Raw genomic sequence first — 19,746 nt, forward strand, 5'->3', positions numbered from 1 at the left:
AATTACACCCGGGTGAAATTGGAGGGGCTGGTCATGCGCAAGGCGGACCGCAAGGCGGCGACGGCCGCGTGGAAGGACGGCAAGCGTCGCGCCGGCGTCTGGCTGGTGCGCTGCGCGGCGACGGGCGAGGCCTGGGTGGGCGCGGGCCGCGACCTCGACGCCGCGCGAAATCGCTGCGACTTTTCAATGCGTCATGGCATGCCGCTGCATCCGGACATGAAGCCCGCGCTGCGCGCCCACGGCGGCGCGGCCTTCGCCTTCGAGGAGATCGAAGCCCTGCCCGAGGACGTCGAGGAGATCGCCCTGCCCCGCGAGCTGAAGGCCCGGCGCGCCTCGGCGGCCGAGCGGCTGGGGGCCAGGGCGATCTGAGGTGCGCCGCGCGGCGACCGGGCCCGCGCCCCCTGCGCCGCCGGCGGTCTCCCCCGGCGGCGCGAAAATCCGCAGGGCGGCGCGAGGCTGCTGACAGAAAGCTGTCAGCACGGGGGCGCCAGGGTGGATCTCACGGACGGCGACGCGTCGGCCGATCCTCTCATGGAGCTTCAAGATGATTCTGCATCTGCATCCGTTCTCCCAGAATTCCCGCCGGATCCAGGCGCTGCTCGACTGCGCGGGCCTGGCCTACGAGCGGCGCGTGGTGGACCTGACCACCGGCGCGCAGCGCCGGCCGGAGTTCCTGGCGCTGAACCCCAACGGCCAGATCCCGGTGCTGGAGGACGACGGCCTGGTGCTGTCGGAGTCGATGGCGATCCTGCGCCACATCTGCCGCTCCCGCGGGCTGGAGACCTGGTATCCCGAGGCCCCGGCGGCGCGGGCGAAGGTGGATCAGTGGCTCGACTGGACCCAGTGCCGCTTCGCCCGTCCCACCAGCCTGGTGTTCTTCAACACCGTCGTCGCCGACCCCGAGGAGAACGCCCACCTGATCGCCGAGGGCAAGCGCCTGCTCGCCGACCTGACCCCGATCCTCGAGGGCGCGCTGGCCGGCCGCGAGTGGCTGGTGGGCGAGGGCCCGACCATCGCCGACCTCGCCCTCGTCTCCTGCATGCAGAGCCTGGAGTTCGTCGGCGCCCGCCCGCAGGGCCCGGGCATCGACGCCTGGTTCGCGCGGCTCAACGCCATGGAGGGGGTGCGCGCCGCCCTGCCCGAGCCGTTCCTCGCGCGGATGTCCGCGGCGGCGTGAGCGTCCGGCCCCGGGGGACGTCCCCGGGGCCGATCCGTGTCTCAGTCCTCGAACTCCTCCTCGTCGCCGTCGCCTTCCCCGGCGATGGCGACGCGGGCGCCGCCGCGGGTGACGGTGGCCACGCCCAGGCTCTTGAGCTTGCGGTGCAGGGCCGAGCGCTCCATGCCCACGAAGGCCGCGGTGCGCGAGATGTTGCCGCCGAAGCGGTTGATCTGGGCGATCAGGTAGTCGCGCTCGAACAGCTCGCGCGCCTCGCGCAGCGGCAGGGTCGCCATGGCGGGCGACAGGATCGCGCCCCCGTCGGCGGGGTCGCCCGCGGTCAGCGGCAGCTCGTCGGGCGAGATCTCTCCGCCGCCCGCGCCCAGGATCAGCACCTGCTCCATCACGTTGCGAAGCTGGCGGACGTTGCCCGGCCAGTTCTGGGTCTGCAGCAGCGCCGCCGCATCGGGCGAGAGCCGGCGCAGCGGCAGCCCCTCGGTCTTGGCGAGCCGCGCGAGGAAGTGGTTGGCCAGCACCGGGATGTCCTCGCGCAGCGCCGCCAGCGAGGGCGTCTCCAGCGGGACCACCGACAGGCGGTGGAACAGGTCCTCGCGGAAGCGGCCGGCCTGGATCAGGGACTGCAGGTCGCGGGTCGTCGCCGAGATCACCCGCACGTCCGTCTGCACCATGTCCGAGCCGCCGACGCGGGCGAAGCGCTGGTCGACCAGCACCCGCAGGATCTTCGACTGGGCGCCCGCCGGCATCTCCGCCACCTCGTCGAGGAAGAGCGTGCCGCCGGAGGCCTTCTCGAACAGCCCCGGCACGACCGCGCCGTCCTCGCGCTCGCGGCCGAAGAGGGTCTCCTCCATCTTCGCGGGCTCGATGTTGGCGGCGTTCAATACCACGAAGGGCGCGCGGGCGCGGTCGGAATGGGTGTGGATGTAGCGCGCGGCCACCTCCTTGCCCGACCCCGGCGGGCCCGAGAGCAGCACCCGCGACGCGGTGCGCGCCACCCGGTCGAGCTTCTGGCGCAGCGCCACGATGGCGTGGGAGGCGCCGATGATCTCGGCCTGCGCGCGGTCGGCCTCCTGCAGCGAGGCGATCTCGCGACGCAGGCGCGAGGCCTCCAGCGCGCGGGTCGAGACCAGCATCAGCTGGTCGGTGGTGAAGGGCTTCTCGATGAAGTCGTAGGCGCCCTGCTTCACGGCGGCCACCGCGATCTCGATGTTGCCGTGGCCGGAGATGATCACCACCGGAATGTCGGGCTGGTTGCGGCGCACGGTCTTGAGGATCTCGATCCCGTCCATGCGGCTGCCCTGCAGCCAGATGTCGAGGATGATCAGGTCGGGGCGCGCGGATTCCACCGCCTTCAGCGCCCCGTCCGCATCCGAGGCCGTGCGGGTCGCGTGGCCTTCGTCCTCGAGGATGTCGGCGACGAGCTCGCGGATGTCCGCCTCGTCGTCCACCACCAGAATGTCAGCCATGTCTCGGGCCTCCTGCCTCGGTCTCGGGTGCGCCGGGCTTCGCCGGCGTCTGTTGTTCTGGGCGCGCGACCGGCGCCTTGCCGGCGAGCGGCAGGCGGATCACGGCCATCGCGCCGCGCGGCCCCTCGCGCGCGCCGCCGCCGCGGGACGCGTCCGGGGGCGCCGAGGGATCGAGGGGCGCGTCTTCGAGCGCGAAGGCGCCGCCATGTTCCTCGGCGATCTTCTTGACGATTGCGAGGCCGAGCCCGGTGCCCTTCTCGCGGGTCGTCACGTAGGGCTCCATCAGCCGGGCGCGGCCGGTCTCGGGCAGGCCCACGCCGTTGTCGATCACCCGGATCTCGGCGGTCTCGGCGTCCCGGCGGAGCTGCAGGACCACGCGCCCCGGCGGCTGCGGATGCTGGGCGAGCCGGGCCTCCACCGCCTCGCCCGCGTTCTTGAGCAGGTTGGTCAGCGCCTGGCCCAGCATGGTGCGGTCGCAGCGCAGCGGCAGCGGCGTCTCCGCCCCCTCGATCGAGAAGGCGACCGGCCCGCCGGCCTCGGCCTGGAGCAGCACCGCCTCCGAGCAGATGCCGGCGAGGTCGTCGGGGGCGAGCTCGGGCGCCGGCATCCGGGCGAAGCGCGAGAACTCGTCGACCATGCGCCGGATGTCGCCGGCCTGGCGGACGATCATGTCGGCGTAGCTGTCGAACCGCTCCCGGTCGCGGCCGACGAGCCCGTCGGAGAACTTCTTCTTCAGCCGCTCGGCCGAGAGCTGGATGGGGGTCAGCGGGTTCTTGATCTCGTGGGCGATGCGGCGCGCGATGTCGCCCCAGGCCGCCATGCGCTGGGCGGTGACCAGCTCGGTCAGGTCGTCGAAGGTCAGCACGAAGATCTCGGCGTCGCCCTCGGGCGCGATGCGCGAGACGCGGGCGAGGAAGTCGCGCTCGGTCCCGTCGACGCGGCCGTGGGTGCGCTCGGTCGTCTGGCCGCCGCGACGCTCGCGCGCTTGCTGGAGGAGGGTCGCGAACATCGGCGCGACCTCCGCCAGGGGCCGGCCCGCGGCCTCGGCCGGGGTCACGCCGAGCATCCGCGCGCCCGCCTCGTTGAGCAGCTCCACCCGACCCTCGGCGTCGAGCCGCGCGACGCCCGCGGTGACGCCCGCAAGCACGGTGGAGGAGAATCGGCGGCGACGCTCCGTCTCCTGGTTGACGGCGACCAGCGCGTCGCGCTGGGCCTTCACCTGCTCGGTCATGCGGTTGAAGATGCGGGCGAGCACCGCGATCTCGTCGTCGCCCCGCTCCTCGCGCACGCGCACGTCGAGGTCGCCCGCGCCCACCCGCTCGGCCGCCCCGGCGAGGCGTCCGATGGGGCGGGCGAGGCGTTCGGCGAAGTAGAGGCCGGCCCAGATCGCGGCCATCGTCACCACCAGCGCGAAGCCCACGTAGAGCATCGCGAATTCCAGCAGGATCGAGTTGCGCTGCCCCTCGAGCTGTTCGTAGAGGCGCACGGTGTCCTGCGTCTCGTCCAGCAGACGCAGCACCGCGCCGTCGACGTTGCGCCCGACGTAGAGGTAGTAATCCACGAAGCCGCGCAGGGCGACGAGCGCGCGGACCTCCGACTGGCTCTCGTCCGAGATCACCACCACCTGGCCCTCGCGGGCGCGGGCCATCTGCTCGGGCGTCGGCGGGGTGAAGTTGAAGAGATACGAGAACTCGCCCCGCGCGCGCAGCTCCATCGATCCGTCGAAGATGTAGGCCTCGGGGATCTCGCGCAGGTAGGCCTGGGCGCGCAGCATGTCGCCGAGCTGCGCATCGTCGATCATCCGCGCGGCCTCTCCGGCCAGGTCGTTGGCCATGGCCAGCGCCTCGGCGCGGATGCGCAGGCGGTGCTCCTCCTCGTAGCTCTCGGCCACCTCGAGGGAGTTGCGCACCACCGAGCCGATCTGGTTGGAGAACCAGCCCTCGATGCCGAAACTGACGGTCAGCGTGGCGAAGACCGCGACCAGGATCGTCGGCGCCAGCGCCATCGCCGCGAAGACGCCCGTCAGGCGCAGGTGCAGCCGCGAGCCGGCCGAGCGCGCGCGCCGCGCCGAGATCAGCGCCGCCACCCGCCAGGCCACCAGGCCCGCGATCACCAGGATGTAGACGAGGTCGAGCAGGAAGACGCCGCGCAGCACCTCCTGGCGCACCGGCCCGCGGTCGCCGCCCGACAGCGCCACGCCCGTGACCACGGCCAGCACCGGGCCCAGGGCCGCGATCATCAGGGTGAAGCGGGCGCGGGTGCGCCGGGAGAGCTCGCCGCGCAGCGCCAGCGAGGGGAGCGACGCCACCGCCTCTGCGGCGGATCTGGCGGCGCGGATCGTGCGCTGGGTCACTGGGCCTCCCCGGGTTGCGACGGCGCCGCGCGGGGGCTGCGATCCCCGCCTGCGCCTCCGCGTCGCCGTCGAGACCCCCTCCGTCCCGGAAGCGCGCGGGCGGCGGGGCGTGTCGCCCGCCGCCTGTCACTGTTGCAAACTTACATCAATGTCTTGCCGCGCGTGACAGGAATGTCAAGCTCCCGGATCTTCTTCCTCAAGGTATTGCGATTGATCCCCAGCAGGTCGGCGGCGCGCAGCTGGTTGCCGCGGGTGGCCGACAGGGTCAGGGCGATCAGCGGCAGCTCCACCTCCCGCAGGATCCGGTCGTAGAGGCCCGGCGGCGGCAGCGCGTCGCCGTGGAGCTGGAAATAGGCCCGCAGGTGGGATTCGACCGAGGCCCCCAGCGAGGCGCCCCGCTCCATCTCCGGCGCCGCGGCCGAGGGCCGGGCGGCGAGCTCCCGCTCCACGTCGGCCAGCGTGATCACCTCGTCGGCGCAGAGCGCGGCGAGGCGTTTCATCAGGTTCTCGAGCTCGCGCACGTTGCCGGGCCAGGTCTGGCCCTTCAGCGCCTCGACCGCGTCGTTGGCGATGGCCTTGCGCGGCAGGCCCTCGGACTCGGCCTTGCGCAGGAAGGCGCGGGCGAGGTCGGGGATGTCCTCGGTCCGGTCGCGCAGCGGCGGCAGGCGGATCGGGACCACGTTGAGGCGGTAGAACAGGTCCTCGCGGAACGAGCCCTCGTTGATCAGGGTGCGCAGGTCCTGGTGGGTCGCCGCGATCACCCGCACGTCCGCCTTGATCGGCGTGCGCCCGCCGATGCGGGTGAACTGCCCGTCCTGCAGCACGCGCAGCAGCCGGGTCTGGGCGTCGAGCGGCATGTCCCCGATCTCGTCGAGGAAGAGCGTGCCGTTCGCCGCCGCTTCGAACTTGCCCGCCGAGCGCTCCGTCGCGCCGGTGAAGGCGCCCTTCTCGTGGCCGAAGAGCTCGGCCTCGATCAGGTCGCGCGGGATGGCGGCCATGTTCACGGCCACGAACGGGCCCTGCTTGCGCCAGCCGAAGGAGTGGAGCGCGCGCGCCACCAGCTCCTTGCCGGTGCCGCTCTCGCCGTTGATCATCACCGTCAGGTCGGTGTTCATCAGGCGCGCCATGATCCGGTAGACCTCCTGCATCGCAGGGGATCGGCCGATGATCGGCAGGCCCTCGTCCCGCGGCCCGTCGGAGGCGGTCGGCGCAGGCTTGCGCGCGCCTTCCAGGGCGCGGTCCACATGCTCGAGCACCTGGCGCAGGTCGAAGGGCTTGGGCAGGTATTCGTAGGCCCCGACCTCGGCGGCGCGGATCGCGGTCAGCATGGTGTTCTGCGCCGACATCACGATCACCGGCAGGTCGGGCCGCTTCTTGCGGATCGCCGGCAGCAGGTCGAGCGCGTCGCCGTCGGGCATCATCACGTCGGTGACGATGACGTCGCCCTCGCCGTCCTCGACCCAGCGCCACAGCGTCGAGGCGGAGCCGGTCGAGCGCACCCGCGCGCCGGCGCGCGACAGGGCCTGGCTCAGCACGGTGCGGATCGCGCGGTCGTCGTCGGCCACGAGGATGGTGCCGTTCATGCGGCCGGTCATGCCGTCTTCTCCTTCCGGCGCCGGGGGGCGGGTTTCTTCTTCTTGGCAGCGGGGTCGGTCCACACCGGCAGCAGCACGCGGAAGGTGGTCCAGCCGGGATCGGATTCGCACTCGATCACGCCGCCATGGTCGGCGACGAGCTTGGAGACCATCGCGAGCCCGAGCCCCGAGCCGGTGGCCTTCGAGGTCACGAAGGGCTCGAAGATGTCGCGCTTGAGCTGGTCGGGCACGCCCGAGCCGTTGTCGGAGATCGTCACCTGCAGGGGCAGCGACTCGGTCCCCCCGCCCGCCACCGCCATGCGGATGCCGGGACGGTAGGAGGTGCGGATGGTGATCATGCCGCCGACCTGCGGCGTCGCTTCGGCCGCGTTCTTCAGCAGGTTCTGGAAGACCTGCATCAGCAGGTCCGCGTCGCCCGCCGTGGGCGGCAGCGAGGGGTCGTATTCCTCGACGAAGCGCACGTGGCGCGCGAACCCCGCGGCGGCCGAGCGCTTGGCGCGGTCCAGCACGTCGTGGATGTTCACCGGCTCGCGCGGGGCGGGGCGGCTGTCGCCGAAGAGCTCGACCTTGTTGAGCAGCGAGGCGATGCGCTCGGCTTCCTCGCGGATCAGGTCGGTCAGCTCGGTCTCCTCGTCGCCGAGCTGCATCGCCAGAAGCTGCGCCGCCCCCGAGATGCCGGCCAGCGGGTTCTTGATCTCATGCGCCAGCATCGCCGCCATGCCGGTGACCGAGCGGGCGGCGGCGCGGTGGCTGAGGCTGCGGTCCATCTTCTCGGCGATGGTCTGGGGCTGGATCATCACCAGCACCTGCCCCGCGTCGTCGGAGACGAGGCTGACGTAGAGGTCCACGATCCGCGGCGCGCGGTCGGTGGCCGAAAGCTCCATCTGGTGCTCGGCGAGGCTGACCGAGCCGTGGCGCACCTGGTCGACCAGGTCGGCGACGCGCGAGGCGGGGCCGAACATGCTCTCCAGGCTGCGCCCGGTCAGGGAGCGGGTGGAGAGGCCGAAGAACACCTCCGCCGCCGAGTTCGCGTCCTGCACCCGGTCCTCGGGGTCGAGCACCAGGGCTGCGAAGGGCACGGCGTTCCAGATGGCGGGGCAGGTCTGGGCTGGGATCTCTGTCATCTCGGAACCGGGTCAGGCGGCGCGACGGGCGGGGGCGGGGCGGGCGGCGTCGGGGGCGTCGGCGAGCAGGTCCGGCAGGCGTGCGAGCCGGTCGAGCACCCGCTCGGGATCGGTCTCGCGCACCAGCGCATCGCGCACGGCCGCCCCTCCCGGCAGCGCCGACAGCCGCCAGTCGAGGTGCTTGCGCGCGCAACGCAGGCCGACGTCGCGGCCGTAGAAGGCGAGCATGTCGCGGTAGTGGTCGGCGAGGCCGCCGGCCTGCTCCGCCAGGGTGGGAACCTCGGGCGCGGGCCGGCCGGCGAGATGGGCCGCGATCCGCGCGGGCAGCCAGGGCCGGCCGCGCGCGGCGCGCCCGACCATCACCCCCGCGGCGCCCGAAAGGCGAAGCGCCTCGGCCGCCGTCTCGCCGTCCACGACGTCGCCGTTGACCACCACGGGGATCGAGACCGCCTCGACCACGGCGCGCACCGCGCCCCAGTCGGCATGGCCCTCGTAGAACTGGCAGCGCGTGCGCCCGTGCACCGCGACCATGGCGACGCCCGCCGCCTCGGCCCGACGGGCGAGATCGGGCGCGTTCAGCGAGCCGTCGTCCCAGCCCAGCCGCATCTTCACCGTGACCGGGACCGAGACGGCGGCGACCGTCGCCTCGATCAGGCGCAGCGCGTGGTCGGGCTCGCGCATCAGGGCTGAGCCGGACAGGCCGCCGGTGACCTTGCGCGCGGGGCAGCCCATGTTGATGTCGATCACCGGGGCGCCCTGCCCTTCGGCGTAGCGCGCGGCCTCGGCGATCCATTCGGGGTCGCGGGCGGCGAGCTGCACCGAGGTCGCGCCCAGCGCGCCGTCGATCTCCGCCTTGGCGCGCGCGCGCAGGTCGCCCTGCGCCGCCTCGCGCGAGGCGATCATCTCCGAGACCATCAGCCCGGGCGCGTTCACGCCGGCGCCGTCCGCGCCCTGGCCGAACCGCGCGACCTGCCTGCGGAAGGGCAAATCGGTGATTCCTGCCATCGGCGCGAGCAGAACCGGATTTCGCAACGCCAGATTGCCTATCGCGAGGGACACCTGCCCATTCCTTATGCAGCCCGGGCAAGGGATATCGCCGCCCCTTGCGGGACGCAAGGCCGCGTGCCACCCATCGCCCGCCCCGGGGCGCATTTCACGCGCGCGGGGCGCGACTTCGTCCCGCGGGGGCGCGGCCGGCCGGCCGCCTCGCTCCCGCTCCCAGTCCCGCGCAGGAGGCGCCGCGGCCCCGTGTCCGACCCGACCCCGACCCTCGACGGCGATCGCGCGGGCCCCGGCCCGGTCCATGTTCTGGTCGTGGCCGCGGGGCGCGGCACGCGGGCGGGCCCCGGCGCTCCGAAACAGTATCGCGCGTTGGGGGGCGAGGCGGTGCTGCGCCGCACCCTCGCCGCCGTCGCCGCCTGGCCGGGCGCCTCGGCCGCCCGGACCCGGGTCGTCATCCACCCCGAGGACGCGCAGGCCTATGCCGAGGCGACCCGCGGCCTGGGACTCGCCGCGCCCGTCTCCGGCGGCGCCACGCGCCAGGAAAGCGTGCGCCTCGGCCTCGAGGCGATCCGCGCCGGGACCTCGGGCGCCTGCGCGGTGCTGATCCACGACGCCGCCCGCCCCTTCGCCGAGCCGGCGCTGGCGGGGCGGGTCCTCGACGCGCTGGCGCGCGGGTCGCAGGGCGCCTGCCCGGCCCTGCCGGTGGTCGACACGCTGCGCCGCGGCGCGCTGGGCGGCCCGGCGGGCGCGGGCGTCGAGCGCGCCGGCCTGCTGCGCGCCCAGACCCCGCAGGGCTTCGCGCTGGACGCGATCCTCGCCGCCCATCGCGCGGCGGCGGGCCGGGAGATGACGGACGACGTGGCGGTCGCGCAGGCCGCAGGACTGGAGGTCGAGATGGTCGAGGGCGACGAGGTCAACCTGAAGCTCACCACGCCGGCGGATTTCGCGCGGGCCGAGACCTGGCTCCAGGCCGCCGCGCCGGAGGTGCGCGTGGGCACCGGCTTCGACGTCCACGCCTTCGCGCCGGGCACGAGCCTGTGGCTCTGCGGCGTCGAGATCCCGTTCGACCGCACGCTCTCGGGCCACTCGGACGCGGACGTGGGGATGCACGCCCTGACCGACGCGATCTTCGGCGCGCTGGCGGAGGGCGACATCGGCCGCTGGTTCCCGCCCTCCGACCCGCAGTGGAAGGGCGCGCCCTCCGAGATCTTCCTGCGCAAGGCGATGGAGCGGGTGGCGGCGCGGGGCGGCCGGCTGCTGAACGCCGACATCACGCTGATTTGCGAGGCGCCCAAGATCGGCCCCCATTCCGACCCAATGCGGGCGCGGCTGGCGGAGATCATGGACGTTCACCTCGAGCGCGTCTCGGTCAAGGCGACGACCACCGAGCGGCTCGGATTTCCCGGACGGGGCGAGGGGATCGCGGCGCAGGCGGCGGCTTCGATCGCCCTGCCGGGACCCTGCCGATGAGGCCTGACCACGGAGCCGCGCGCATGATCACCGCCCGTTTCGCGACGCTGTTCGGCCTGGGCGAGGCGACGCCCGTCGCGCCGGGCACGGTGGGTTCGCTGGTGGCGTTGCCGGTGGGCTTCGCGCTGCACTGGGCGGGGGGCTTTCCGCTGTTCGCCTTCGGCCTGATCGTGTCGGTGGCGCTCGGCTACACCTCGATCGACCGCTACCTGGCGCTGAAGGGCGACGACGAGGACCCGGGCGAGGTCATCGCCGACGAGCTCTCGGGCCAGCTTCTCGCCATGGCGCCGCTGTCGCTGGGCCTGTTCCTGGCGGGCGCGCCGGCGCATGTGTTCCCCTGGCCGGGCTGGGTCGGGGCCTTCGTGATGTTCCGCCTGTTCGACATCGTCAAACCCCCGCCCGTCTCGACGGCCGAGCGTCTTCCCGGCGCGCTGGGCGTGATGGCCGACGACCTCGTCGCGGGCCTTCTCGCCGCCATCGTGGTCACCGCCTCCGCCGCCATCGCCCACGGCTGGTTCTGATCCGGCCCCCTCCCCGTCCCGGCGCCCCGCCCGCCGACGGCGCCCCTCGCCCCACGGCGCCCCGGAAAGCGCCTGTTCTCCGGAGCCGTCTCTCGCGGATGCCGATCAGAGCGACTCGCCCGCCCCGGTCAAGGATCGCGCAGCGACCCCGCGAAGCGGGGCCTGTCCTTGACCGGGGCGGGCGAGTCGCTCAGGCATCCATCAGCGAGAGACGGCTCCGGAGAACAGGCGCGGGCGTTCTTGTTCTCTGGTGAGTCAGGAGCCCGCCGGAGGCTCCCCCCCCCCGCCGATCCCCTCCAATGCCCCCCCGGAAGCGCCCCGCGGCCAAGCCCGCCCGCAGGGCGCCCAGGCGCCCGGGAGCCGCTCCGTCTCAGGCCGCCTCGTCCGTCTCCTGCTGCCGGCGCCACAGCCGGGCGTAGCGCCCGTCCTTCGCCAGAAGCTCCGCGTGGCGCCCGCTCTCGACCACCAGCCCGTCGTCGAGCACCACGATGCGGTCCGCGTCCGCCACCGTCGACAGGCGGTGGGCGATGACCAGCACCGTGCGGTCCTTCGACAGGCGCTTCAGGCTCTCCTGGATCTCCCGCTCGGTCTGGGTGTCGAGGGCCGAGGTCGCCTCGTCCAGCACCAGGATAGGGGGGTTCTTCAGGATCGCGCGGGCGATCGCCACCCGCTGCTTCTCCCCGCCCGAGAGCTTCAGCCCCCGCTCGCCGACGACCGTGTCGTAGCCCTTGGGAAGGCCCTCGATGAAGTCGTGGATCCGGGCTGCGCGGGCCGCCGCGATCACCTCGGCCCGGCTCGCGCCCTCGCGCCCGTAGGCGATGTTGTAGCCGATGGTGTCGTTGAACAGGACCGTGTCCTGGGGCACCACGCCGATCGCCTCGCGCAGCGAGGCCTGGGCGACCTCGCGCACGTCCTGCCCGTCGACCGTCACCCGGCCGCCCTGCACGTCGTAGAAGCGGAACAGCAGCCGCCCCAGCGTCGACTTGCCCGAGCCGGTGGCCCCGACCACCGCGACCGTCTCGCCCCCCTCGGCCGCGATCGAGACGCCCTTGAGGATCGGGCGCTCGGGCTCGTAGGCGAAAAGGACGTCCTCGAAGGCGATGCGCCCGGCGCCGCGGCGCAGGGCCGGCGCGCCGGGCCGGTCCGAGACCTCGGGCGGCTGGTCGATCAGGCGGAACATCTCGTCCATGTCCACCAGCGCCTGGCGGATCTCGCGGTAGACGGTGCCGAGGAAGCCCAGCGGCATGGTGATCTGCACGATGTAGGCGTTGACCATCACGAAGTCGCCGACGGTCAGCGTCCCCGCCTGCACGCCCTGGGCGGCCATCGCCATCACCGCCACCAGCCCGGCCCCGATGATCGCCGCCTGGCCCGCGTTCAGCGCGGCGAGCGAGGTGGCGGTCTTCACCGCCGCGTCCTCGTAGGCGGCCATCGAGCGGTCGTAGCGCTGCGTCTCCCGCTCCTCGGCGCCGAAGTATTTCACCGTCTCGAAGTTCAGCAGGCTGTCGACGGCCTTCTGGGTCGCCTCCTGGTCCTCCTGGTTCATCCGGCGGCGGATGCGCACCCGCCACTCGGTGACGGCGAAGGTGAAGGAGACGTAGGCGACGATCATCGCCACCACGACCACGAAGTAGCGCCAGTCGAAGGCCAGCAGGAAGATCACCGCGACCAGCGCCAGCTCGATGATCAGGGGCGCGAGGCTGAACAGCAGGAAGCGCAGCAGGAAGTCGACCGCCTTCACGCCCCGGTCGATGACCCGGCTCAGCGAGCCGGTCTGCCGGGCGATGTGGTAGCGCAGGCTCAGCGCGTGCACATGGCGGAAGGTGGTCAGCGCCATCCGGCGCAGGGCCCGCTGGCCGACGCGCGCGAAGACCGCGTCGCGAAGCTGCTGGAAGCCGGCCCCCATCAGGCGCACGACGCCGTAGGCGATCACCAGCGCGACCGGCCCCGCCGCGACCAGCCAGCCGATCCCCCAGCCCTGCCCGCCGTCCGCAGCGCCGCCCGCGGGCGCGAGCGCGTCGACCGCGGCCTTGTAGAACCACGGCGTCGCCACCGTGGCCGCCTTGGCGACGGCGAGCAGCAGGAGCGCCCCCGCCACCCGCCGCTTGGCCCAGCCCTCGCCCTCGGGCCAGAGCCACGGGGCCACGCGGGCGAGGATGCGCATGTCGCCGTCGGCGCCCTCCAGCGCGTCGGGAGCCCCGCGGGGCGGAGTTCGGATGCGTCTCATCGGGGGCTCGGGTTCCTGGCGGGCGCGCCCGGCGGAGCGGACGGCGGCTGGGGCGGCGGGAGGACGCGGCGGCCCGGACGGGCCCGCGCTCGACGGCGGGAGCGGGAGAGCGGCGCCGGCGCCCCGGGCCGCGTCAGCGGGGGGGCGGCGCCTCTCCCGACGGCAGGTCGAAGACCTGGCCGGGATAGATCAGGTCGGGGTCGCGGATGCGCTCCCGGTTCGCGCCATAGATTAGGGCGTAGCGGGTCCCGCTTCCATACCTGGCATGCGCGATGGCCCACAGGCTGTGGCCGGGCTGGACCACCACCTGGTCCGGCAGGGCGGCCAGCGCCTCGGGCGGCTCGCGCAGGAAGGGGGACTCGATGCGGCTGGCGACCCGGCCCGCGTCGTCGATCTCGTCGACCCGCAGGGTGTAGCGGCCGGGCTCGGTCAGGCTCGCGAGCGTGGCGGTCCAGGTCCCCTGCCCGTCGATCGGCGCGTCGGCCTGGGCGCGGTCGTCGGCGTAGATGCGCGCCGTGCGCCCCGCCGTGCCGCGCCCCGCGAGATGCACCTCGCCCCGCGCCGTGTAGGTCAGCGCGTCCAGCGTCACCCCCGAAGCCGGCCCCAGCGCCGCAGGATCGAGCACCGAGACCCCGCCCGTCGACGAGGTGCGCAGCAGCACCGGCGGCGCGTCCGGCGCGTCCGCGACCGTCGCCTCCGCCGCCGCGCCGGGCGCCGCGGCCTGGGGCGTCTCGCCGGCGGCCGCCGCAGGCGCGGGCGCCGGATCACGGTCCCCCGCGGCCGGCGGCGCGGCGGCGAGGGCCAGCGGCTCGCCCGCCGCGGGCGCAGGCTGGAGGGGCGCGGCCGCATCGGGCGCCGAGGTGGGGGCGAGCCCCCCGGGCAGGATCAGCACGCTGTCGGCCGAGACCGTCTCCGGCCGGCCCGGCAGGCGGGCGGCGAGCGTCATCTCGCGCGCGGCGGGGCCGGGATCGGCCTGGGCGAAGAGCACGAACTGCCCCGTGGCGTCGGCCGTGGCCTCGCCCACCGTCTCGCCGTCGATGCGCGCCTCGACCGTGGCGCCGGGGGCGGCGCGGCCGGCGACGAGCGCGGCGCCGTCAGGCTCGACCCGCACCACGTCGAAGCGGGGCGCCTCGGCGGGGGGCGCGCCCTCGGCCGGGATCTCGGCCGCGGGCGGCTCGGGCGCTCCGCGCGCAAGGTCGGGGGCGGGAGCGGATCGCGGGTCCGGCTCGGGGGACCGGGCGGCGGGCAGGACCGCGGCGGCGGGCGCGCCGCCCTGCCCGGCCGGCTGCGCCGCGGGGGGCGCGTCCGGGGCGCCCGACGGCGCGCCGGGGCCGGAGGGCCCGAGCCATCCGGTCATCGCCAGCACGGCCGCGCCCGCCGCCGCCGCCGCAATGGCGACGGCTGCGATCCGCATCGTCGCCTTCGAATCGGCCATCGCGCGTCTTCCGCCGTTTTTCCCTTGCCCCGCGGGGCTTTCGCGACGAATACCATGCGCCCGAACGCGCCGCAGCGCAATTCATGTCCGTTTCATGGCGACGGCGGGCGACCCCTCGTCCCCCTCGCCCCGCCCCTCCGGAGGTTTCCCATGGCCCGCGCCCATCCCTACAGCGTCTGCGTCTACTGCGGCTCGCGCTACGGCGCGCGCGAGGGCTATCGCCTCGCCGCCGAGGCGGTCGGCCGGGGGCTGGCGTCGCGGGGCATGCGGCTGGTCTACGGGGCCGGCGACGTCGGCCTGATGGGCGAGGTCGCGCGCGCCGCCGGCGAGGCGGGCGGCCAGACCTTCGGCGTCATCCCCCGCCACCTCGAGGCGCTGGAGGTCGGGCGCCGCGACCTGACCTCCTACGTGGTCACCGAGACCATGCACGAGCGCAAGAAGGTGATGCTGATGAACTCGGACGCCGTGGTCGCCCTGCCCGGCGGCGCCGGCACGCTCGACGAGCTGTTCGAGGCGCTGACCTGGCGCCAGCTCGGCCTGCACGACAAGCCGGTGCTGCTGCTCGACACCGAGGGCTACTGGGCCCCGCTGCTGGCCCTGATCGACCACGTGGTGGCCGAGGGCATGGCGGGGGAGAGCTTCCACCGCCTCTACGAAACCGTCCCCGACGCCACCGCCCTGCTGGCGCGGCTGGAGGAACTCGCGGGCTGAGGGGCCGCGAACCTCCCGCGCGCCCGGGGGCACTCATCGTCGAACGCGCGCCGGACCGGTCGCGCGATGAGGCGAGGAGCGGCGCGCAATGGCCCGGAAGATCGACGGCATCTCCTACCCCGACAAGGTGATGGACATCCTCAAGGACAGGACCCTGGCCGCGGTGCTGCGGGAGGACTGCAGCGGCGTGCAGACCATGGTCAACGCGCTCGATTTCCTGGCGTCCCCGCCGAAGGGCCGCGCGATCTGGGACGATCACCTGGGCCCGAAGGCGAAGAAGCCGGTGCTGATCACGGGCATGATGAAGAAGCTTGCGGCGCAGGCCGAGCTCGCCGAGAGGCTGGCCGCGAAGAAGCCCGCTGACCTCACCCCGGACGAGCGCCGCACGCTCGACCGGATCGCGATGACCGACCGCGACTGGCGGGGCATGGTCGAGATCGAGACCGCGAACCTGCGCAATTTCTTCGACCGCCGGATCATGGACGCGTTCTTCACCCGTCCCACCTTCCGCGCCCATCACCAGGCGCGGCGCCTGGCCGAGGCGAAGAAGACCATGGGCGATCCGAAGAAGGCCGCGAGCCTGCTGGGCGTGAAGGACCCCCGCAAGCTCGAGGCGCTGATGCTCGCCCAGGCGCTGGGGGACGAGGCGGGCGCGAAGAAGGCCGCCGCCGCCCTCGTCTCCGCCGAGAAGCTGCCGATGACGCCGGAGGCGGCCATGGCCTCGGTGCGCACCCGCAAGCCGCCGGTGAAGAAGAAGGCCACGATCGACGCCAGCACCAAGAAGCTCCAGCTCTGCGGCTTCCGCAACTGCGGCGACCCCAGGCTGCGCGAGCTCGCCAAGCGCACGGCGACCGCCTTCGCCACCGACCAGATGTCGGCGGCCAAGGGCCTCTACCGACAGCTCCGCCAGCTCGAGGGCAAGTCGCTGGCGGGAAACACCGACTTCGACGCGATGATGCGCGTCTTCGTGGACCGCAAGGTGATCAGCCGCTGATGCGCCCCCGCCGCCGGGCCGCCGCCCACAGGGCCGCGAGCCCGGCCGCCAGCGCCGGGGCCGAGGCCGCCAGCGGGATCGGCATCGGATCGACGCCGCCGCTGTCGCCCGCGGTCAGCGTGTAGCTCTCGGCCGGGGCCAGCGCCTCCTGGAAGCGGGCGGTGACGGTTCGGTCCTCGCTGAACAGGGCGGTGAACGTGGCGTTGGGCACGACGCTCCCGCCGTCGTTGGAGAAGAAGATCTCGCGGAAGTCGACCGTGCCCGAGCCGGAGTCGGGGTCGAGCTCGGCGCGGAAAGCGAAGGCGTCCCCGGCGTCGAAGCCCTCGAAGGCGAAGGCGATCGCGTCGGTGCGCTGCCCCGCCTGCCCGGTCCCGCCCCTGGTCAGGGTCGAGGACTGGACCCCGAAACGCTGGCGGTTGGTCACCCGGTCGAAGTTGAAGGCCATGTCGCCGATCGTGAGGCTGAACGTCTCGATCCGCGCGCCGTCGGTGGAGGTATTCTCGATCCGGAAGGCCGGGTGGTCGGCCGAGGCCCCGAGCGTCGTCACGAACAGCGACAGGCTCGCCGCGCCTGCGGGCGACGGAAGAAGCGCGGCCAGGAACGCGGCCGCCGGAATCGCGCGGTACATGTCGCCTCTCTTCGGGAGCGGCGGGGTCGTCTCCGCCCGCTCCGGCAATTGGTTTCAGGTGCAACCAATCGCGAGGGGAACATGCCCAAAGATCATGATCAATGCCGCGGATCGAAAACGTAGCGTCAACGCCGGACGGGGCGACGGCCCCCGGAAACGCGGAAGGCCCCGCCGTGGGGCGGGGCCTTCCCGGACCTGAGGTCGCGCGGGCTCAGAGCTTCGCGGCGACGTATTCCCAGTTCACCAGGTTATCCAGGAAGTTCTGCAGGTAGACCGGGCGCTTGTTGCGGAAGTCGATGTAGTAGGAATGCTCCCACACGTCGCAGCCCAGCAGCGCGGTCTGGCCGAAGCACAGCGGGTTCACGCCGTTCTCGGTCTTGGTGACCTTCAGCGAGCCGTCCTTGTCCTTGACCAGCCAGGCCCAGCCCGAGCCGAACTGCCCGGCGCCGGCGGCGGAGAAGGCCTTCTTGAACTCGTCGACCGAGCCGAACGCCTCGGTCAGCGCCTTCTCGACCTCGGAGGGCATCGCCATCTTCGGCGCCATCATCTTCCAGAACTCGGTGTGGTTCCAGTGCTGGGAGGCGTTGTTGAAGATGCCAGACTGCGCCACGGCGGACTTGTCGTAGGTGCCGACGACGATCTCCTCGACCGACTTCGAGGCCCACTCGGTGTCCTTGATCAGGTTGTTGCCGTTGTCGACGTAGGCCTTGTGGTGGATGTCGTGGTGAAACTCGAGCGTTTCCTTCGACATGCCGGCGTCGGCGAGGGCGTCGTGGGCGTAGGGCAGCGGGGGAAGTTCGAAGGCCATGGAAAAGCTCCCGGTCGTTCTTGGGAAACCGGAGGGGCCCCCTCCGGCGCGGCGGTCGCCGCTTGGGTCATTCGGGCGGCCGATGCAGCGTTGCGTGCAACGCGCGGGGGGCCGGCCGCGTCCAACACATAGCCCCCGCTCCGGAGACGTCCAAGGGGGTCGTGGCGAAAACGGAACGCCCCGCCGCGGCGCGGAACCCGGCCGCCGGGCGCGGGCCGAGCCGGGGCTTGCCCGCGATGCGCGAGCGGCGGCCCGTCACTGGCCCAGCGCCTCCGCCAGCCGGTGGGCGTTGGCGCGGGCGTAGGTGGCGGTGATGTGGCTCGCGTCGCGATAGACGATCAGGTCGCCGCGCACCGGCGGACAGATCCGGTCGTCGCAGAACAGGTCCGAGAGGTCGATCAGCCGCACGCCCTCCGGGACCTCCCCAGGCCCGAAGGGCGTCGGGCGCAGCACCGCGTCGCGCTCCACCGCGCAGGCCGAGAGGTCGGGGCTGCGGTCCACGCACAGGCCCGCGTCGAACCCCGGGCGCGGCGTGTCGCGCAGCGCCACCACCGGAATGCCCGCCTCGAGCAGGGGAGCCCAGGCGGCGGCGAAGCCCTCGGGCACCACCTCGCCGATCTTGGTCATCCGGGTGCCCACGGTGAGGACCATGGCGGGCGGCTCGGCGAGCAGGCTCTCGATCACCCGGCGGGTCCACTCGGCGCAGGACGGCGCGTGCGCCAGCTCGAAGCTCGGATCGGGGAAGGTGAACGGACAGGAGGCCTTGGTCAGCGCCAGGATGCGCAGGGACGACTCGCGCTCCGCGAGGACTTCCAGCGCGGGCAGCCATTGCAGCGAATGCGAGCCCCCCACCAGCGCCACGGTCCGGTCGCCGTCCTTCGCGCCGTAGACGCAGCGCTTCGCCGCCTCGGCCGTTCCGACCTGGTGGCAGTCGCCGTAATAGCCCTTGGCCACGTCGGCGCGCAGCACCACCGTGGGCGGCAGCACGCCGGCGACGTCCTGCCCCGCCTTGAAGCGCGCCATCGCCTCGTTCGCCTCGCGCCGCGCATCGAGATAGGCGGCGCCCCAGGCCCCCACCGCCAGCCCCGCCGGCGCCAGAACCAGCGCGCAGGCCAGCGCGGCGGCGGCGAAGCGGCCGTTGGCCCAGCGGCTGCGGCGGAAGGGCGCCTCGAGCCAGGCGGTGGTCGCCTGCGCCAGCAGGCCCGCGAGCACGATCACCCCCAGCCCCGGCAGCAGGCCGACGTCGGCGTCCCCGGTCCGGATCCAGACCGCCACGTAGAGCGGCCAGTGCCACAGATAGAAGGCGAAGGAGAGGTCGCCCAGCCGCTGCATCGCCGGCGCGGTCAGGGGCCGGATCTCGCCGCCGTTGCGCGCCGCCACGATGATCGCGGCGGTGGCCAGCACCGGGATCAGCGCCACCGCGCCCGGGAACAGGTCCGCCGCCGGGATCGCCGCCGCGAATGTGCAGAAGACGAACAGCGCGACGAGCCCCAGCGCCTTCGCAGCGCGGGCGGAGAGCCGCAGCCGCTCGATCCTCAGCGCCAGAAGGCCGCCCAGCAGGAACTCCCACCCCCGCGCGACACTGTCGAAATAGGCGCGCTGCTGGTCGATGAAGACCATCGACTGGGCGTAGGCGAAGGAGACGACGGCCAGCGCCGCCAGGATCCCGAACACCCAGCGCTCGCCCAGCCTGAGGCGGGTCACGACCGCATGCACGGCCCAGGCGACCAGCGGCAGGGCGAAATAGAGCTGCACCTGCAGCGACAGCGCCCACATCTGCTGGAACGGCGAGGGCGGCGCGCCGATGTCGAGATAGTCTCGCCCGGTCTGCGCCAGCCACCAGTTCATCACGAAGCCCAGCGAGGCGGCGGCGTCGAGGATCTGGGCGCGCCAGATCGAATCCACCTCCAGCGCGTAGAACAGCGCGCAGGTCCCCGCCACCACCGCCGCCACCCCCGGCACGATCCGCGCCATCGTGCGCTGGTAGTAGCGCCGGATCGCGGCGGGCGCGAAATCGCCCTTCCGGAACAGGCTGGTGAACAGCAGGTAGCCCGCGATCACGAAGAAGGCGTCGACCCCGCCCGACACCCGGTGGAACCAGATGTGGTAGACCGCGACCAGCAAGGCCGCGACGGCGCGGAGGCCCTGGATCTCCTTCAGATGCATCGCGGCTCCCATCGGGGCGCGGCGGTCGCCGGCGAGAGGCGCCGCCGCTTGTCAGCTCGCGCCGATTTGAAC

At 73.3% G+C, this 19,746-nt stretch carries 16 protein-coding genes; 6 read left to right on the plus strand and 10 right to left on the minus strand.

The window, feature by feature from the left end; all coding sequences use genetic code 11:
* Positions 1 to 33: 33 nt before the first annotated feature.
* Together BM064_RS18745 and BM064_RS18750 are read left to right on the plus strand one after the other, a co-directional pair.
* Positions 34 to 369 (plus strand): GIY-YIG nuclease family protein, encoded by a 336-nt coding sequence (locus BM064_RS18745; RefSeq protein ID WP_092862142.1) that lies wholly within the window; start codon positions 34 to 36, stop codon positions 367 to 369.
* Positions 370 to 544: 175 nt separating this feature from the next.
* Entirely contained in the window at positions 545 to 1,177 is a 633-nt protein-coding gene (locus BM064_RS18750; protein ID WP_092862144.1) for a glutathione S-transferase family protein, read from the plus strand.
* Between the two features lie 41 nt (positions 1,178 to 1,218).
* Here BM064_RS18750 and ntrX read toward each other — a convergent pair whose 3' ends face one another.
* From ntrX to dusB, 5 genes are all read right to left on the minus strand, one after another.
* Positions 1,219 to 2,640, minus strand: a complete 1,422-nt coding sequence (ntrX, locus tag BM064_RS18755) for a nitrogen assimilation response regulator NtrX (RefSeq protein ID WP_092862146.1) — start codon at positions 2,638 to 2,640, stop codon at positions 1,219 to 1,221.
* Positions 2,633 to 4,879 (minus strand): sensor histidine kinase NtrY-like, encoded by a 2,247-nt coding sequence (locus tag BM064_RS18760; protein WP_092862275.1) that lies wholly within the window; start codon positions 4,877 to 4,879, stop codon positions 2,633 to 2,635. Before BM064_RS18760 ends, ntrX begins: the two co-directional genes overlap by 8 nt.
* 254 nt (positions 4,880 to 5,133) lie before the next feature.
* Complete coding sequence (gene ntrC, locus BM064_RS18765) at positions 5,134 to 6,588, minus strand: nitrogen regulation protein NR(I) (protein WP_425426179.1); 1,455 nt, start codon at positions 6,586 to 6,588, stop codon at positions 5,134 to 5,136.
* Positions 6,585 to 7,712 (minus strand): two-component system sensor histidine kinase NtrB, encoded by a 1,128-nt coding sequence (locus BM064_RS18770; RefSeq protein ID WP_092862148.1) that lies wholly within the window; start codon positions 7,710 to 7,712, stop codon positions 6,585 to 6,587. Before BM064_RS18770 ends, ntrC begins: the two co-directional genes overlap by 4 nt.
* A gap of 12 nt (positions 7,713 to 7,724) precedes the next feature.
* Complete coding sequence (gene dusB, locus BM064_RS18775; protein WP_177236324.1) at positions 7,725 to 8,771, minus strand: tRNA dihydrouridine synthase DusB; 1,047 nt, start codon at positions 8,769 to 8,771, stop codon at positions 7,725 to 7,727.
* 189 nt (positions 8,772 to 8,960) lie between these two features.
* Between dusB and BM064_RS18780 the strand changes: the two genes are divergently transcribed.
* The gene (locus BM064_RS18780; RefSeq protein WP_245779210.1) at positions 8,961 to 10,184 is read left to right on the plus strand and encodes a bifunctional 2-C-methyl-D-erythritol 4-phosphate cytidylyltransferase/2-C-methyl-D-erythritol 2,4-cyclodiphosphate synthase; all 1,224 of its coding nucleotides are present in this window, start codon (positions 8,961 to 8,963) and stop codon (positions 10,182 to 10,184) included.
* A 23-nt stretch (positions 10,185 to 10,207) separates the two neighbouring features.
* Positions 10,208 to 10,705, plus strand: a complete 498-nt coding sequence (locus BM064_RS18785) for a phosphatidylglycerophosphatase A family protein (RefSeq protein WP_092862152.1) — start codon at positions 10,208 to 10,210, stop codon at positions 10,703 to 10,705.
* 370 nt (positions 10,706 to 11,075) lie between these two features.
* Here the strand turns inward: BM064_RS18785 and BM064_RS18790 are convergent, their stop codons facing one another.
* Together BM064_RS18790 and BM064_RS18795 are read right to left on the minus strand one after the other, a co-directional pair.
* Complete coding sequence (locus BM064_RS18790) at positions 11,076 to 12,932, minus strand: ABCB family ABC transporter ATP-binding protein/permease (RefSeq protein ID WP_092862154.1); 1,857 nt, start codon at positions 12,930 to 12,932, stop codon at positions 11,076 to 11,078.
* Between the two features lie 133 nt (positions 12,933 to 13,065).
* A complete protein-coding gene (locus tag BM064_RS18795; RefSeq protein ID WP_092862156.1) occupies positions 13,066 to 14,367 on the minus strand; it encodes a LysM peptidoglycan-binding domain-containing protein in 1,302 nt (433 codons plus the stop codon).
* Between the two features lie 150 nt (positions 14,368 to 14,517).
* On the opposite strand from BM064_RS18795, the gene BM064_RS18800 reads away from it, so the two are divergent.
* Both BM064_RS18800 and BM064_RS18805 read left to right on the plus strand, forming a co-directional pair.
* The gene (locus tag BM064_RS18800) at positions 14,518 to 15,078 is read left to right on the plus strand and encodes an LOG family protein (RefSeq protein WP_092862158.1); all 561 of its coding nucleotides are present in this window, start codon (positions 14,518 to 14,520) and stop codon (positions 15,076 to 15,078) included.
* A gap of 88 nt (positions 15,079 to 15,166) precedes the next feature.
* Complete coding sequence (locus BM064_RS18805; RefSeq protein WP_092862160.1) at positions 15,167 to 16,072, plus strand: hypothetical protein; 906 nt, start codon at positions 15,167 to 15,169, stop codon at positions 16,070 to 16,072.
* Here the strand turns inward: BM064_RS18805 and BM064_RS18810 are convergent.
* The 3 genes from BM064_RS18810 to BM064_RS18820 form a co-directional block, all read right to left on the minus strand.
* Entirely contained in the window at positions 16,062 to 16,700 is a 639-nt protein-coding gene (locus tag BM064_RS18810; RefSeq protein ID WP_092862162.1) for a hypothetical protein, read from the minus strand. The genes BM064_RS18805 and BM064_RS18810 overlap by 11 nt on opposite strands.
* 211 nt (positions 16,701 to 16,911) lie before the next feature.
* Positions 16,912 to 17,508: a superoxide dismutase gene (locus BM064_RS18815; protein ID WP_092862164.1), complete on the minus strand. Its 597-nt coding sequence runs from the start codon at positions 17,506 to 17,508 to the stop codon at positions 16,912 to 16,914.
* A 255-nt stretch (positions 17,509 to 17,763) separates the two neighbouring features.
* The gene (locus BM064_RS18820; protein WP_177236325.1) at positions 17,764 to 19,674 is read right to left on the minus strand and encodes an acyltransferase family protein; all 1,911 of its coding nucleotides are present in this window, start codon (positions 19,672 to 19,674) and stop codon (positions 17,764 to 17,766) included.
* Positions 19,675 to 19,746 lie beyond the last annotated feature (72 nt).

Source organism: Albimonas pacifica (genome assembly GCF_900113695.1).
Classification (GTDB): Bacteria; Pseudomonadota; Alphaproteobacteria; order Rhodobacterales; family Rhodobacteraceae; genus Albimonas; species Albimonas pacifica.